At 74.2% G+C, this 14,517-nt stretch carries 14 protein-coding genes, 1 tRNA gene and 1 pseudogene; 7 read left to right on the top strand and 9 right to left on the bottom strand.

What is annotated here, in order from left to right:
• Nucleotides 1-280: 280 nt before the first annotated feature.
• Nucleotides 281-1,516 (top strand): M6 family metalloprotease domain-containing protein, encoded by a 1,236-nt coding sequence (locus tag ACIP5M_RS00775; RefSeq protein WP_401190461.1) that lies wholly within the window; start codon nt 281-283, stop codon nt 1,514-1,516.
• A 72-nt stretch (nt 1,517-1,588) separates the two neighbouring features.
• On the opposite strand, the gene ACIP5M_RS00780 is transcribed toward ACIP5M_RS00775, so the two are convergent.
• The 4 genes and pseudogenes from ACIP5M_RS00780 to ACIP5M_RS00795 form a co-directional block, all read right to left on the bottom strand.
• Nucleotides 1,589-1,662: transfer RNA gene (locus ACIP5M_RS00780), tRNA-Lys, on the bottom strand.
• Nucleotides 1,653-2,226 (bottom strand): annotated as a pseudogene (locus ACIP5M_RS00785) (bifunctional DNA primase/polymerase). Before ACIP5M_RS00785 ends, ACIP5M_RS00780 begins: the two are co-directional and overlap by 10 nt.
• A gap of 223 nt (nt 2,227-2,449) precedes the next feature.
• Nucleotides 2,450-2,797: a hypothetical protein gene (locus ACIP5M_RS00790; protein ID WP_401190463.1), complete on the bottom strand. Its 348-nt coding sequence runs from the start codon at nt 2,795-2,797 to the stop codon at nt 2,450-2,452.
• Nucleotides 2,798-2,900: 103 nt separating this feature from the next.
• The gene (locus tag ACIP5M_RS00795) at nt 2,901-3,470 is read right to left on the bottom strand and encodes an NADPH-dependent FMN reductase (RefSeq protein ID WP_401190465.1); all 570 of its coding nucleotides are present in this window, start codon (nt 3,468-3,470) and stop codon (nt 2,901-2,903) included.
• Between the two features lie 116 nt (nt 3,471-3,586).
• On the opposite strand from ACIP5M_RS00795, the gene ACIP5M_RS00800 reads away from it, so the two are divergent.
• Nucleotides 3,587-4,063 carry a MarR family winged helix-turn-helix transcriptional regulator gene (locus ACIP5M_RS00800; protein WP_401190467.1) on the top strand — a complete coding sequence of 159 codons (477 nt, stop codon included), beginning with the start codon at nt 3,587-3,589 and terminating at the stop codon, nt 4,061-4,063.
• A gap of 8 nt (nt 4,064-4,071) precedes the next feature.
• Here the strand turns inward: ACIP5M_RS00800 and ACIP5M_RS00805 are convergent, their stop codons facing one another.
• Genes ACIP5M_RS00805 through ACIP5M_RS00815 form a run of 3 tightly spaced genes read right to left on the bottom strand, consistent with a single transcriptional unit; the run spans nt 4,072 to nt 8,155 of the window.
• The gene (locus tag ACIP5M_RS00805) at nt 4,072-5,406 is read right to left on the bottom strand and encodes an AAA domain-containing protein (protein WP_401190469.1); all 1,335 of its coding nucleotides are present in this window, start codon (nt 5,404-5,406) and stop codon (nt 4,072-4,074) included.
• Nucleotides 5,403-6,974, bottom strand: coding sequence for a hypothetical protein (locus ACIP5M_RS00810; RefSeq protein WP_401190470.1), 1,572 nt, complete (start codon nt 6,972-6,974; stop codon nt 5,403-5,405). Before ACIP5M_RS00810 ends, ACIP5M_RS00805 begins: the two co-directional genes overlap by 4 nt.
• Complete coding sequence (locus ACIP5M_RS00815) at nt 6,962-8,155, bottom strand: hypothetical protein (protein ID WP_401190471.1); 1,194 nt, start codon at nt 8,153-8,155, stop codon at nt 6,962-6,964. Before ACIP5M_RS00815 ends, ACIP5M_RS00810 begins: the two co-directional genes overlap by 13 nt.
• A gap of 88 nt (nt 8,156-8,243) precedes the next feature.
• On the opposite strand from ACIP5M_RS00815, the gene ACIP5M_RS00820 reads away from it, so the two are divergent.
• Nucleotides 8,244-8,840 carry a histidine phosphatase family protein gene (locus ACIP5M_RS00820; protein ID WP_401190473.1) on the top strand — a complete coding sequence of 199 codons (597 nt, stop codon included), beginning with the start codon at nt 8,244-8,246 and terminating at the stop codon, nt 8,838-8,840.
• 522 nt (nt 8,841-9,362) lie between these two features.
• On the opposite strand, the gene ACIP5M_RS00825 is transcribed toward ACIP5M_RS00820, so the two are convergent.
• Nucleotides 9,363-10,688, bottom strand: a complete 1,326-nt coding sequence (locus ACIP5M_RS00825) for a tetratricopeptide repeat protein (protein WP_401190474.1) — start codon at nt 10,686-10,688, stop codon at nt 9,363-9,365.
• 254 nt (nt 10,689-10,942) lie between these two features.
• Here ACIP5M_RS00825 and ACIP5M_RS00830 point away from each other — a divergent pair, with 254 nt between their 5' ends.
• The 3 genes from ACIP5M_RS00830 (at nt 10,943) to ACIP5M_RS00840 (ending at nt 13,160) form a co-directional block, all read left to right on the top strand.
• Nucleotides 10,943-11,392 carry a hypothetical protein gene (locus tag ACIP5M_RS00830; RefSeq protein WP_401190476.1) on the top strand — a complete coding sequence of 150 codons (450 nt, stop codon included), beginning with the start codon at nt 10,943-10,945 and terminating at the stop codon, nt 11,390-11,392.
• A 17-nt stretch (nt 11,393-11,409) separates the two neighbouring features.
• On the top strand, nt 11,410-12,306 hold the full coding sequence (locus tag ACIP5M_RS00835) for a spermidine synthase (RefSeq protein WP_401190478.1): 897 nt from the start codon (nt 11,410-11,412) through the stop codon (nt 12,304-12,306).
• 227 nt (nt 12,307-12,533) lie between these two features.
• The gene (locus ACIP5M_RS00840; RefSeq protein ID WP_401190480.1) at nt 12,534-13,160 is read left to right on the top strand and encodes a class I SAM-dependent methyltransferase; all 627 of its coding nucleotides are present in this window, start codon (nt 12,534-12,536) and stop codon (nt 13,158-13,160) included.
• Between the two features lie 50 nt (nt 13,161-13,210).
• Here ACIP5M_RS00840 and ACIP5M_RS00845 read toward each other — a convergent pair whose 3' ends face one another.
• Nucleotides 13,211-13,741, bottom strand: coding sequence for a hypothetical protein (locus ACIP5M_RS00845; protein WP_401190482.1), 531 nt, complete (start codon nt 13,739-13,741; stop codon nt 13,211-13,213).
• Between the two features lie 79 nt (nt 13,742-13,820).
• Here ACIP5M_RS00845 and ACIP5M_RS00850 point away from each other — a divergent pair, with 79 nt between their 5' ends.
• Nucleotides 13,821-14,507: a response regulator transcription factor gene (locus tag ACIP5M_RS00850; RefSeq protein WP_401190484.1), complete on the top strand. Its 687-nt coding sequence runs from the start codon at nt 13,821-13,823 to the stop codon at nt 14,505-14,507.
• The last annotated feature ends 10 nt before the right edge of the window (nt 14,508-14,517 follow it).

Consider the following 14,517-nt stretch of genomic DNA (forward strand, 5'->3'; position numbering starts at 1 on the left):
AGGCCCTATCCAGCGGCGTCGCCGCGCGAGACGCGGGAGTTCGGTGTGATGACGGATCGTCGGTCCAAGATCGCTTGATCGTTTCTGCGCAGCTGTGAGCGTGCATGGACCCCTGCTGATCTCGGGTGATCGGTCGTGACGTTCTGTAGGCAAGGGCGTGAAGTCCGGGGGTCACCGGCTTGCCGTACCGCTCACTCGTGTGGGGCAGCGGAACAGGGCATAAGCAAGACGACCGCCCCAAGGTGGATGAACAGGTACGAATCCACCACCGGAGGTCGATGTGCCGCGACAGCAGACACCCGGGGGAGTGGAACGCTCCCGCGTCCGAAGTACGGCGGCAGCGCTCACTTCCCTGACGGCGCTCGCCGCCACGTCGCTCGTCGCGGGCCCCGCGGTGGCCGATCCGGGAGCCGGGCCGTGCGCGCTGACCCGCACTGCGGCGCACCACTCCCTGGGGCTCGACAGCTGGAACGGCGCCTACCCGCGGCCCGAGCGCCCCCTGCACGCGGTCATGGTCTTCCTGTCCTTCCCGGACCACCGGACCACCCTCACCCCCGCCGCGATCGCGGGCGACTACTTCCCCGCCACCAGCGACTTCTTCGAGCGGGCCTCGTACGGGCGGTTCCGCCTGGTCCCGCACCCGCAGAAGCAGTGGATCCGGATGCCCAAGCCGTCCACCGCGTACGGGATACGGCGCGACTGGGCCCCCGAGGACCGGGCGGCGTACCTGCGGGACGCGGTCACCACCGCCGACGCCGAGGTGGACTTCGGTAAGTACGACGTCGTCTACTTCGTCGCCGATCCCGATGCGCCGGGCGTGGACTCCGACGCCACGAAGGTCGTCAACTTCGACCGTCCGATCCGCGCGGACGGCACCGACCTGCGGCGGATCGTGACCGTCTTCGAGCGGCACCCGCCTGACCGGAACGTGCTCGCCCACGAGACCGGGCACGTCTTCGACCTGCCCGACCTCTACCACCGGCCGTCGGACGGCAAGGGCGACTGGGACACGTACGTCGGGGACTGGGACGTCATGGGCAGCCAGTTCGGGATGGCCCCGGACCTCTTCGCCTGGCACAAGTGGAAGCTGGGCTGGCTCGACCCCCGCCAGGTGGACTGCGTGCAGTCGGGCTCCTCGCTGCACACCCTGCAGCCGCTGGCGCAGACCCCGCCCAGCGGCGGCACGGGCGGGACCCGGCTCGCGGTGATCCGGACCGGCCCCGGCAGTGCGATCGCCGTGGAGGCGCGCGGCTCGGCCGGCAACGACGGGGACACCTGCACGGAAGGCGTGCTGGTCTACCGGGTGCGCAACGAGGCCGCCTCGGGCGGCGGCCCCATCGAGGTGCTCGACGCGCATCCGTCGACGGAGGCGTGCTGGGACCGCTCGGTGTACCCGCCACTCGCGGACGCGCCGCTGGAGGTGGGCGAGACGTTCACCGTGCCGGGGGAGCGGATCACCATCGAGGTGGCGGACCGGACGCAGTCCGGCGCGTACACGGTGAAGATCACGACGTAGGCTCCGCACCCCCGCTGGTGCCGGACACGAAGAAGGCCCCCACTCTGACGAGTGGAGGCCTTCTTCCGTCTGTGCGCCGCCAGGGACTCGAACCCCGGACCCGCTGATTAAGAGTCAGCTGCTCTAACCAACTGAGCTAGCGGCGCTTGCTGACGTCGTAGACATTAGCATCCCGATCGGCGGAACGAAAAATCGATATCCGCAGCTCGGGCGGCGCGGACGAACGCCCACAGCAGGGCCTCGGGCCCGGGCAGCCACGGCGTGCGGGCGTCGGGGGCCACCAGCCAGCGGGAGGCGCCCTGAGTGCCGGCCAGCGGGGGCACGGTGACGGCGTCGCCGTGTCCGTGGCACAGGGGCGCCGGTACGGTACGGGACCCTCCCCACTCCTCCCACGCGAGCAGCGCGGGCAGCCGGTCGGCGGTGCCGGTGGCGGCGAAGAGCAGCATCCGGCCGCGGTGCACGGCCACCGGGCCGGAACCGGGGCCTTCGGCCCAGAGCAGGTCCAGCAGCCGCCGGCCGAGGACGAGCGGGACGTTGACGACGTCGAAGGCGCTCCCGCAGGGCAGCACGGCGGGCGAGGCCGGCTGCGCCTGCCACAGCGCGAGGGTGCGCTCCGGGCGGGCGGAGGCGGAGGCGAGCCAGGCGGCGCCCTGCGCGGTCACGTGGGTGGCGGGCGCGGGACGCACATCGAGGGCGGGGCAGGTCGTCATGCCACCAGGTCTACCCGGCGTGACATTCCGGTTTCCCGGAGTTACCGGAAACCGGGACAGCGCGGGCGGGCGTGGGGTATGTTGCGCCCCGCATATGCCAGCCGCTGTGCGCGTGGCCGCAGCGCCCCGCCGGCCACCGGCCTCGCCGCCCCGCCGTGGGCCGCCCCGCACCCCTGCCCCGCACCCCCTGCCCCGCACCCCGACCGCCGGTGAAGGTGCGGGCCTAGGCGGTTTCCGGGCCCGCGTCCCGCTGGAGGGACTCGCCGAATTCGATCATCTTCCGCGCGTAGTCCTCGGTCCATTCCGCCCGCTCGGCGATCGTCCCCGGCGACAGCCGGTCGAACCGTCGCGGATCCGCCAGCTGCGCGGCCGCCAGTGCCTGGTACTCCACCGCCCGCTCCTGTGCGGCCCGGAAGGCCAGCGTCAGCTCGGTCGCCCGGAGCAGCAGTTCCAGCGGGTCCTCTATCGACTCCAGGTCGAAGAAGTGCTCCGGGTCCGTGGCGGCCTCCGACGGCTCGAAGAGCAGCGGCGCGGGCCGCAGCCTCCGCTCGGTCCGCTCGGGCTCTGCCATGCGTGTCCTCCTGCTGCGCGTGCGAAATGCTTCCGGGCCACCGTCCATTGTCCCGCGACGCGCAAGACCGCACAGCGGCCGACCGCTGCACCCGTATGAGGCCTTACGCGGTGACGGTCTCCGCGGCGCGAAGCGAGGCCAGCCCCGCCACGTCGTCGAGCACGCCTGCCAGCTCGCCCGCGAGCCCCTCGGGGGCCTCGAACCCCTCGGCGCCGATCAGCCGGGGGATGCCCGGGACGGCGACCGACCGCTCGGCGGGCAGCATGCCGAGCTGGGTCAGGACCGGCAGCAGCATCCCGGCGGCCGGCGCGCCGCCGGAGGGGCCGGCGCTGTAGCTGACGAGGCCGACCGGCTTGCCCTTCCACTCGTTGTAGAGGAAGTCGATGGCGTTCTTGAAGGGGGCGGTGAACCCGCCGTTGTACATCGGCATGACGAAGAGGAAGGCGTCGGCCGAGTCGATCAGCGCGCTCCAGTCGCGGGTGTGCTGGTGGGCGTAGTTTCCGGTGGACGCGTACTCCGGTTCGTCCAGGAAGGGGAGGGCGATCTCGGCGAGGTCGACGGGGGTGACGTCGAAGGCGCCGTGGAGGCGGGCCTGTTCGGTGACCCACCGGGCGAAGGGGCGGCCGGAGGAGGTGGGACGGGTGGCGGCGGAAATGACGTGCAGGCGGGTCATGGAGTGGACTCCCGGTCCTCGGTGCGGTTGTTGATGTGTCACCTATAAAAGCCCGAATGTGGGTGACGTGTCAACCAGATAGGTGATGTGTCATCGATCTGGCTACTGTGGAAGACATGACCCCCCCACCCGAGCCGCGCTGGCTCACCGAGCCCGAACAAGCCGCCTGGTACGCGTGGCGGCGGATGTTCCCCCTGGTCAACGCAGGGATCGCGCGCGACCTCAACCAGGACAGCGGCCTCTCGGAGGCCGACTACGACGTCCTGTCGGTGCTCGGCTCCACGGACGGCCACCGCATGCGGATCAGCGCGCTGGCCGCCCTGATGCAGTGGTCGCGCAGCCGGCTGTCCCACCAGCTCACCCGCATGGAACAGCGCGGTGTCGTCCGCCGCGAGGAAGTCGCCGAAGACGCCCGCGGCGCGGAGGTGGTCCTCACCGAGGCCGGCGTCGACATGATCACGGCGGCGGCGCCGCTCCACGTGGAGTCCGTACGCCGCCACCTGATCGACGTCCTCACGCCGGAGCAGCTGCGCACCATGGCCGAGGTGGGCGAGGCCCTCCGCATCCGCATGGGCATCGCCCGCAAGCAGTAGCGGCGCCCTCAGGGCCGCCAGGGCACGCGGTGTTCGGCGAGGTGGGCCAGCACGGCGTGGTTCGCCTCCCAGCCGTCCGGGAACTTCACCGTCACGCCCAGCTGCACCGGCTCCGTCGAGGGGTGGTCGTCCAGGAGCTCCGCGATGCCCGCACGGGCCACCACCACGCACGCGTGCCGGTGCCGGGAGGCCAGCACGCACAGGCGGCCCGTCTCCAGGTGGAAGGCCGTCGCGTCCGGGCGGCCCGACAACGGGTGCAGGATCACGGTGAGGTCGTACTCGCGGCCCTGGAGCCGGTTCGCCGTGTCCACCGTGACGCCGGTGACGCCGAGGCCGGTCAGGGCCGCGCGGACCGCCGCCGCCTGGTCGCGGTGGGCGGTGCCGACGGCGATGCGGTCCGCCGTCAGTGCGGCCGGCTCCGGCGACTGCTCGTCGGAGGTCACCGCCCCTCGGTCGAGGGCGCGGCGGACCACCAGGGCCACCGCCCGCACCGCCTCCGGGTCGGTGCGCGGGGTGTGCCGCGCGGGCAGTTCCAGCAGGCCCCAGCCCGACTCCGCCGCCTCGTCCAGCACCCGGTCGGGACCCGACCCGTCCGCGGGGACCCCGTACGACAGCCGCCGCTCGCCCGGGCCCGTACCGCTGCGGAACTGCGTGTACGGGTAGAACGCGCGGGAGACCAGCGGCGCCGCCGTCGCCGGGAGCCGCCAGGACACGGGCAGCCGGTGCTGCGGCAGCTGCGGGTTGTGGGCCAGCAGGGTGCTCACCGCCGAGGCGGAGGGGTCGTAGGACAGGCCCGCCCACTGCTCCGCGCCGACCACGCTGAAGGGGTCCAGCTGCCCCGGGTCACCGACGAACAGCGCCCGCTCGAACAGCCCGGCCACGGCCAGCAGCGCGTCGGAGCGCATCTGGTAGGCCTCGTCGACGATGGCGTGCTCCCACGGCTCGGCGTCCTTGACGAACGCCCACTTCGCCGCCGTCGAGAGGGTGATCGGCAGCTCCGCGAGGTCGCCCGGCTTGGCCGACAGGGTGACCGAGGGCAGCTCGCGCAGGGCCGGGTCGTAGGAGTCCCCCTCGCTGCTGTGCAGCCGGCCGACCTTCAGCCCCGGATCCTTCTCGGCGAGCCGCAGCACCAGGTCGTCGACCTGCGCGTTGGTCTGCGCGACCACCATCAGCCGGCGCCCGGCCGCGGCCAGCTCGCGGGCCGCCCGCACGACGAGCGTGGACTTGCCGGCCCCGGGCGGGGAGTCGACGACCACGCCCCGCTCGGTCCCGTGCAGGGTGTCGTGCAGGATGGCGGCGGTCGCCTCGGCGGCCGCGGCCCCCGGGTCGAAGGGCGCGGTCACAGGAGGTCCTCGTCGGTCACGGCGTCGGGCAGCGGAAGGGCGGTGTCGGAGCCGGGCGGGCCGCCGTGCGTCCACGGGGTCTGCTCGCGGTCCGGGAGCTTCGGGCCGCCGCGCGCGTCGTGCTCGAAGAGCGTCCAGCACACCCGGTCGCCCTTCTCCGGCACCGAACCGGGCTCCGGGTCCCGGCCGCGGCCCATCTTGTCCAGCAGGCGCAGCACCAGCCCGCCGTCCTCCTCGACGCGCACGAACTGCGCGCTCTGCGGACGTCCGTCCAGCGAGCGGTAGACCTTCCCGCCACCGCCCTCCGCGAGCTGCGGCCGGTCCTCCGTCGCCACCGTCACCAGCGGGCGCGGACTCGGACGCTTCGAGTCCGTCCACTCCATCACCACCTCGGTGACCTCGCCGGCGAAGGCCTCGCCCGCGAGGCGCCGGCCCGCCATGACGAGCGGATCGTCCAGGGCCTCCTGGGCGTCGAGCCGTACCTGCTCGGTCTCGCGCGTGGCCAGCTTCTGCGCCGCCGTCACCGCGTCGTCCCGGCGCGGCTGCGGCGGCTCACCCGCCCGGACCCGGTCCCGGTGGCCGGTGTAGGACCAGCGGTCGCGCGTCCAGCGCTCCTCGGCCCGTTCGCCGGGCGGAAGGGCGCGGAGCAGCTCGACGGAGCGCCACACCGCGTCCCACGTGGGCCGCATCTGCGCCTCGACGAGGGCCCGTACCTCCGCTTCGGCCCGGGCGAGGGCCCGCTCGTCGCGGGGCTCGGCGGAGCGCGCGGCGTCGTACCGGGCGACGGCCGGGGCCAGCAGCTTGTTGTCGAAGGCCGGATCGGTGGCCGGGCCGGCGGGCGGGACCAGCAGCGAGCCGTCCCGGTCCCGGGCGAGTTCGGCGTGCAGGGCCGCCTCCGCGCCGGACGTCCCCTCCGGCGGGCTTATCCAGGCCAGCAGTGCGCCCAGGTGCTGGTCCTCCAGGTTGCTCTGGCCCGTGGCCCAGTGCCGGGACAGCAGGTCCGTCGCCGCCAGCAGCATGGCGGATCCGGGCACCCGGGAGCGCTCGCCGAGGTGGGTGAACCAGCGCCCCAGCATCGGCACCCGCGCGGGCGCCGGGTACGGGTTCTCCGGATCCTCCTCGGCCGTCCGCCGGAACCGCATCGACCGTCCCAGCAGCCGTACGTACTCGATGCCCGCCCGGCTCGGCACGATCAGCTGGGGTGCGTCCAGGCACAGTTCGGCCTCGACCCTGACCTTCTTGCCCGTCTCCGGATCGGCCTCGCTGCGCTCCACGAGCTCGACCTCGTCGCCGTACGCGTCCACGTACGGCAGGACCTCGTCCGCGAGGTCGGCCAGGAAGGACCAGCGCAGGTCCCGGTCGCGCGGCTGTGGCACGACCAGCAGCCGGGGCTCCCGCGGATCCGTGCCGACCAGGGCGCCCAGCGGGGCCCCCGCCTCGCCCGCCGTCGTCAGCGGTACGAAGACCAGCGGCCGCTCGCCCAGATGCCGGTGCCGTACGGTCGCGAGCGGCTGGGCGCGCCCCGCCTTGCGGGCCTGCAGCCGGGCCAGGGTGCTCAGGAGGGACATGCGCCCACCCCCGCCGCCAGGTCCAGGGCCTCGGCGCGCAGCCGGGCCGCGTGGTGCAGCGCCGAGGCGGTCGGATCGTCGGCGGGGCCGTGTCCGGCGGCCGCCGCGAGGGCCGCCTCGACCGTGGTCAGCGCGCCCAGCTCACCCCGTACGGAACGGCCCAGCGCGGTCACCTCGTCGGCGGCGCGGGCCCGGTCCCGGCAGTGGAAGGCCAGCTCGCAGGCGGCCAGGCACTCGGGGGCGTAGGAGGCGTCCACCGCGGCGACCGCCTCGGCCAGTTCCTCGGCGGTCCGCGACGGGTCGAAGCTCAGGCCCTCCGGCAGCGCCGCGGCCAGCTCCTCGACCCGGGTCAGCCGGTCCAGCTGGCGCCGGGTCACGGCGCGCTCGCGGCGGATGTCGACGGGCGCGGCGGTGGGCAGGTTCGAGAAGTCCTTGGGGCACACCAGCAGCACGCGGTGCCCGACCTCGGCGCCGGCCAGCTTCTCCGCGGTCTTCTCCAGGGCGAGGACGTAGACGGCGGCCTGGCGGGCGGCGGCGCCCACCTTCGCCGCGTCCGCGGCCCCGTCGATCATCGGGAACGACTTGATCTCCACGACGGTCCAGCGGCCGTCGGGGTGCACGACGACGGCGTCCGGCTCCAGGTAGGCGGGGGAGCCCGCCACCTCCAGGGCCAGCATCGGGTGGTCCAGCAGGGTCCAGGCCCCCGTTTCCCGTCCGGCGGCGGTGGCCTCGCGCAGGGCGAGCGCGGTCCGCGCGGCGCGGCCCTCGGGCCCGGCGGCGGCCAGGTCGGGCACGGGGGCGCCCGGGCCGGGGGGCTCGGAGCCGGGGTCGAGGTACCGGTGGACGAGCCGGAGCAGTTCCGCTCCGCCGTCCCCCTTCACCTTGGCCTCGAAGGAGTTCCCGCGGACGATGGCGAACTGCGACTGCCCGAACGCGGCGGGGGAGCCGAGCGCGGAGGCGAGGGCGGTCTTGTCCACCCCGGCGCCGTCGAGCAGGGCGCGTCTGCCACAGCCCGGGTTGGCGGCGAGGGCCGCCAGCGCCCGGGCGTCGAGCGGGCGGGGCGGCACGGCGGGGCCGCGCAGGCCGGCGAGCCGCTGCCGCAGGGTCGTCGGCGGCGCCGTCGGCTGCGCGGGGCTGCTGGGCGGGTAGGAGCTCACGGGCGGAAGTGTCCCATCCGCCACTGACAATCGTGGGCTTCGTCCGGAAAACGGCCGAGGGGGTGGGTGTTGGATGATGTGCGCAGACTCTTTACGTACCAGGAGAACTCACATGGCCCCCCGCATCCTGCTGGCCCGTCACGGCCAGACGGCGTGGTCCAAGCTCGGCAAGCACACCGGACGCACGGACGTGCCGATGCTGGAGGAGGGCAGGCAGGGCGCGAAGCTGCTCGGCGAGCGGCTGGCTCGGGACCCGTGGCAGGGCCTGCCCGGCGTGGAGGTCCGCACGAGCCCGCTGGTGCGCGCGAGCGAGAGCTGTGACCTGGCCGGCTTCGGGGCGCAGGCGGATGAGTGGCACGCGCTGATGGAGTGGGACTATGGCGACTACGAGGGCATGACCCCGGCCGAGATCCAGGCGATCCGCCCGGGCTGGCTGATCTGGCGCGACGGGGTTCCGGGCGGCGAGTCGGTCGCCGATGTCGCGGCCCGCGCCGATGAGGTGGTCGCCTGGGCCCGCTCGGCGGAGCGCGACGTCTTGGTCTTCGCGCACGGCCACATCCTGCGGACGCTGGCCGCGCGCTGGCTCGGCCTCGAGGCCTCCTTCGGCGCCCGCATCCGCCTCGACCCCACGTCCCTGTCGGTCCTGGGCTGGGCGTACGGCGCCCCTGCGCTGGAACGCTGGAACGACACGGGCCACCTGGACGCGTAGCCCGCTGCGCGGAAGCCCCCCGGCCTGGCGCGGCGCCTGTTCCGGGGCTCCGCCCAAGTGTCACCGGGGCATCGTAAAGCCGCATGCGGCGTGTCCGGCCGGGCCGCTGCGCTCGCCGGGCGGGAGCGGCGCGGCCGGGGCAGCGGGTGGGGCGGGGCAGCGGGGTGGGGCGGGGCCCCTCCGGAGTGTCTCCTCGGCTCGCGCACTGAGGCAGTGCTTCGACGGCCAAGGGTGGTTGCGCGCTCGTCCTGCGGGGACACTCCGGAGTGTCCCCACCCCACGGCCGGCTCCGGATGCGGGTCCGGGCCCTGCCCGAAGCCGCCCCGTACGGGGGGAGCGGGGACGGGGAGGGGTGTCCCCGCAGGACGAGCGCGCAACCACGCCGCGCATCCGGGCCCCCGCTCGGTGCGCGAGCCGAGGAGACACCCCTCCCCGGCCCCGCGGACCGGCCCGCACCCCACGTCTCGGACTCCGGCGGGGCAGCGGCCCGGCAGTGGCCCGGCAGTGGCCCGGCGGCGCCCGTCAGGCCGTGGCGTGCCTGGTCAGGAACGCGCCCACCCGGGGCGACCGCTGGTGGGGGACCAGCGCGCGGGCCGTTTCCGACAGCATCGAGCGGACCCGCGTGGACTGGACCTCGGTCAGCAGGTCCAGCACCCGGCCCCCGGCCCACGCGGCTTCGTCGGGGGCCCCGGCCCGGGCCAGGTCATCGGCCAGCTCGGCGGTGTAGAGCGCCACGTTCCGTGCGAAGTGCGGGTCCTGGAGGTCGGCGGCCCGGCGGGCGTGCCGGGCGGCGCGGGCGTGCTCGCCGAGGGCCGCCCAGCACCTGGCCTCCAGGAACTCCAGCTCGGCCTCGCCGAAGAAGGACATCCACTCCGGGTCCGCGCCCGTCTCCCCCCGGGAGAACTCCGTGTGGGCCCGGGCCAGCGCCTCCTCGCACGCCCTGCGGTCCGCCAGGCCCGCCCAGCCCCCGGCCTCCCGCAGGGCCAGCAGGGACAGCAGCCGCGGGGACCCCAGCGAGCGCGCGGCGCGGCGGCCCGCCTGGGCCGCCCGTACGGCCTCGCGCGAGCGGCCGCAGTCCCGCGCCAGGAACGCCATGTTGCTGAACGCGTGCGCCTCCAGGCCCGCGTCCCCGGAGACCCGGGCCGTGGCGAGGGCTTCCGCGTAGTGCGAGCGGGCGTCGTCGAAGCGGCCGGAGTCGTGGGCCAGCCAGCCGACCGAGACGGCGAGTTCACCGGCGCCCGCGTGCAGCCGGTCCTCGGTGGACTGCCGGGTGGCTCCCGCGTCGAGCAGCGCGTAGGCGGTGCGCAGGGGCTCGGCGGCCTTGCGGTAGAGGGCGTCGGCCCCGTGCCGGTCGTCCAGGAGCCGGATCTGGCGTACGGCGTCCTCGACGGCCGCGGCTTCGGACTCGCCGGCGCGGGAGGGGAGCCGGCGGGGCTCGCCGAGCAGGGTGAGGCTGAGCGTCGCGGCCGCCACGGTCGCGGAGCCGCCCGCCATGAACGCGCGACGCAGCACGTCGCTCTCCTTGAAACTGGAAGCGGAACCGGCACGAGAACCGGCCCCGGAACGGCCGGTGAGCTGCGCCGACCGGCCCCGGACGGCCTCGCGCGGCGAGAACCCCAGGTCGGCCAGGGTGCGGCCGGGGAACATGTGGAGGAAGACCCGCTCGTAGGCGTAGTTGGGGCAGCGGATCTCGCCGGACTCGACCCGGCCGATGTAGCGGGCGTCGCAGGAAACCGTTTCGCCGATCTCCTTCGCCGCCCGGCGCACCAGCGCCGCGAACTCGGCCGGGGAGTGCTGCCCGCGCAGCCGCCGGAACGTGGAGTTGGGTGAGTGGGGGGACGCCGCCATGGACGTGGCCTCTCTGGCAAGGAACGCAGTGCCGGTGCTGTGACATGTGAAGTGAAGGTGAGCCCGGCGCGCATGAACGTACCGCCAGCGAGGGGTGGTACATGCGGTGTTTGGCTACAAAAGGGATATCTCACCCGCCATCCGCCATGAACTGCCATCCTTTGCAGCGTCTTGCCGCCGCACCCGTTGACGTTCCCGTGCGTTGAACCCATGCGGATACGGATCGAGGAGGGGTTCCCTTGGTGGAGGGCGGCATGGAGAGCACTGGAACGAACACCGCGCCCGCGCCCGGCGCGGCCCCCGCCGCGGGCCCCCCTCCGGTCACGGTCCCGCTCGTGGTCCCCGAGCCGGACCTGGACCTCGTGACCGTGCCCGCCCGGCAGGGGCTGGAGGCGGTGGACATCATCCGCCGGGCCGCCAGCCAGGCCGGCGGGGTCGGCCCGGTCCTGCACGACGGTTCGGGCGGCACCCTCGGCTTCCTCGTCCCGCCCGGCACCGCCGACGCCTGGGACCTGCCGGGCAGCGCGTGTACGCAGACCAACGGGCGCGGGATGCGTTTCGGCGACGTGGTCTCGCCGACCGCCGGCGGCACGGGCTGGCTGCTTCCGCCGGAGGCCGTCGGTCCGGTCACCGACCCCGAGGTGCTGCGGGCGGCGCTCGGCGAGGCGGCCCGGCTGATCGAGGCCGCGGACAACTGCCGCTGACCGGCGACAATGGGGTCGTGGCAGGCAAGGACAGAGGCAAGGGCAGAGGCACCGGCAGGCAGCAGCAGCGCGGACGCGGCGCCGCCGAGGCGGTCGTCGGGCAGGTGGCCGGCGGCCGGGCGGAGCTGGAGCCCGACCGGGAGCGGGCGGACGCCTGGACCCTGCTGATCGACGGGGCCCCGCAGTCGCACGTGGACCTGGCCGACCCCGGGCACCTGGACTTCGCGTACCAGCGGCGGATCGGCCACCTCATCGACCTCGCCGCTCCTGCCCGCCAACCCCTGAACGTGGTGCACCTGGGCGGCGGCGCCTTCACCCTCGCCCGCTACACGGCCGCCACCCGCCCCCGCTCCACCCAGCAGATCGTGGAGATCGACGCCGCGCTGGTGGCCTTCGTACGGGAACACCTGCCGCTGGACCCGCAGGCACGCGTCCGGGTCCGGGCGGTGGACGCGCGGGCCGGGCTGGCCAAGGTGCCGGACGGCTGGGCGGACCTGGTGATCGCGGACGTGTTCAGCGGGGCCCGCACCCCGGCGCACCTGACGAGCACCGAGTTCCTGGACGACGTACGCCGTGCCCTCGCGCCCACCGGGTGGTACGTGGCCAACCTCGCGGACGGTCCGCCGCTCGCGCACCTGCGGGGGCAGATCGCGACGGCCGCGTCCCGGTTCGGGGAGCTGGCGCTGGCGGCCGATCCCGTGGTCTGGCGGGGGAAACGATTCGGCAACGGGGTCCTGGTGGCCGCGGACCGCGAGCTCCCGGTGGCGGAGTTCACCCGCCGGGTCGCGAGCGACCCGCACCCGGGCCGGGTCGAGCACGGCCGGGCCCTGGCGGACTTCGCGGGCGGCGCCGCCCCGGTCGCCGACGCCTCGGCGGTGGCCTCGCCGCAGCCGCCGCCCTCGGTGTTCCGCTGAGGGGTGTCGTGCCAGGGGTGTCCTGCCAGAGGGGTGTCCGTCGATCACGCCGGGCCCGGACCGGTCGGACACCCCCCGGACAAGCGGGAATCAGGGGCTCCGCCGGACGCACACGGGGAAGTTCGGATAAAGATCGCCGGAGGTCTCCCGAAGGACGGCCGCCATGCGTAGCCTGATGTCCCCCGGGAGGGCTGCCCCTCTACGAGTGCGTCAGGAGACGGCCGACGATGTCTGAATCCCCCGCCAACCCCGAAGCCCCGAGCACCGCCACGTCCGACTACACGAAGCGGCTCGCCCGCCTCGAGCAGTCCGGGATCAAGCGGCTGCTGCCCACGCAGGCGCCGTACCGGTGGAACCTGCAGAGGCTGAAGCTGGGCCGGGTCCTGGACATCGGCTGCGGCCTGGGGCGCAACCTGCTGAACTGCGGTCCGGACAGCGTCGGAGTCGACCACAACCCGCACTCCGTACAGACCTGCCGCGAGCGCGGACTGACCGCCTACACCCCCGACGAACTGGCCGCCGCCCCCGACTGCGGTCCCGGGTCCTTCGACAGCCTGCTGGCCGCCCACGTGCTGGAGCACGTCGACGAGGAGACGGCGGCCGCGCTGCTGGAGCAGTACCTTCCGCTGGTGAAGCCGGGCGGTTCCCTCGTCCTGATCACCCCGCAGGAGGTCGGCTTCCGCTCCGACGCCACCCACATCCGGTGGGTCGGCTTCGAGGAGCTGCGCAGCCACGCGGACAAGGCCGGGGTCACGGTGCGGCGCACCTACTCGTTCCCGTTCCCCCGCCCCATGGGCAAGGTCTTCCCGTACAACGAGTTCGTGCTGGTGGGCACGGTCCCCGGGAACCGCTGACACACCGGACACCCTTAGGGGGTGTCTGGCGGATCAGGGCCAGACACCCCCTAAGGGTCGACGATCTCCACCATCGGCGGATGGTCGTGCCAGGTGCAGAAGACCGACACCTCGCGGCCGTCCCGGGTGAAGGTGACCCGGATCCACGTGTCCTGCTTCCACACCTGCATCCGCCAGCCGGCCGCCGGCGTCGCGGAGACCAGCTCGGCCGAGGACGCGCCCAGGGAGAAGACGACGCGCCCGCCGGAGACCGGGTAGGCCTTCACGTCGCCCTGGTCCTCCTCGTCCGTCTTCTGGCTCGCGCGGGGGCTGGGCGAGGACTTCGGCGAGGGCTTGGCGGACGAGGGCTGCGCCGACGGCGGGGCGGAGGGCGTGGGCGAGGCCGGCGGCTCGGCGGGCGGCGAGGGCGCGAGCTGCGCGTGGTGGGTGGAGGAGGACAGCGGCTGCCCGGCCAGCGGCACCGCGAGCGGCGGATCGTAGGCCGTGCCCGACATGACGGTGTGCACGCCCCACCAGGACAGCGTCACCGCCGCCCCGGTCGCCAGCGTCCAAGCCATGGCATGTACAAGTCCTCGAAGCATCGGGGGACATACTGCACCACGTGCCACAAGAGCCGCTCGGCCCCTCCCCCGGTCCCCCGAATGGGCTACGGTGCGGGCCATGGCAAGTGTGCTCGTGGTCGAGGACGACCAGTTCGTACGATCCGCCCTCATCCGGCACCTGACCGAGGCCTCGCACACCGTGCGGAGCGTCGGAACCGCCCTGGAGGCCCTGCGCGAGGTCGCGCACAACCGCTTCGACGTGGTCATCCTCGACCTCGGGCTGCCCGACCTCGACGGGTCGGAGGCGCTCAAGATGCTGCGCGGCATCACCGACGTACCCGTGATCATCGCGACCGCGCGCGACGACGAGGCGGAGATCGTCCGGCTGCTCAACGACGGCGCGGACGACTACCTGACCAAACCCTTCTCCGTCGAGCACCTCTCCGCCCGGATGGCCGCCGTCCTGCGCCGCTCCCAGGCCGCCGCGGCCGAACCGCCCTCTCGCGTCCTGCGCGTCGGCGGGCTGGCCATCGACCCGCTGCGCCGCCAGGCCGAGCTGGACGGCACGGTGCTGGACCTCACGCGCCGGGAGTTCGACCTGCTGGCCTTCCTCGCCGGGCGGCCCGGGGTGGTCGTGGCCCGGCGCGAGCTGCTCGCCGAGGTCTGGCAGCAGTCGTACGGGGACGACCAGACCATCGACGTCCACCTGTCCTGGCTGCGCCGCAAACTCGGCGAGACCGCCGCCCGCCCGCGCTACCTGCACACCCTGCGGGGTGTGGGCGTCAAGCTGGAGCCGCCGCAGTGAGGAACCCGCG

Origin of the sequence: Streptomyces sp. NPDC088762 (assembly GCF_044750905.1) — a bacterium.
Lineage (GTDB): Bacteria > Actinomycetota > Actinomycetes > Streptomycetales > Streptomycetaceae > Streptomyces.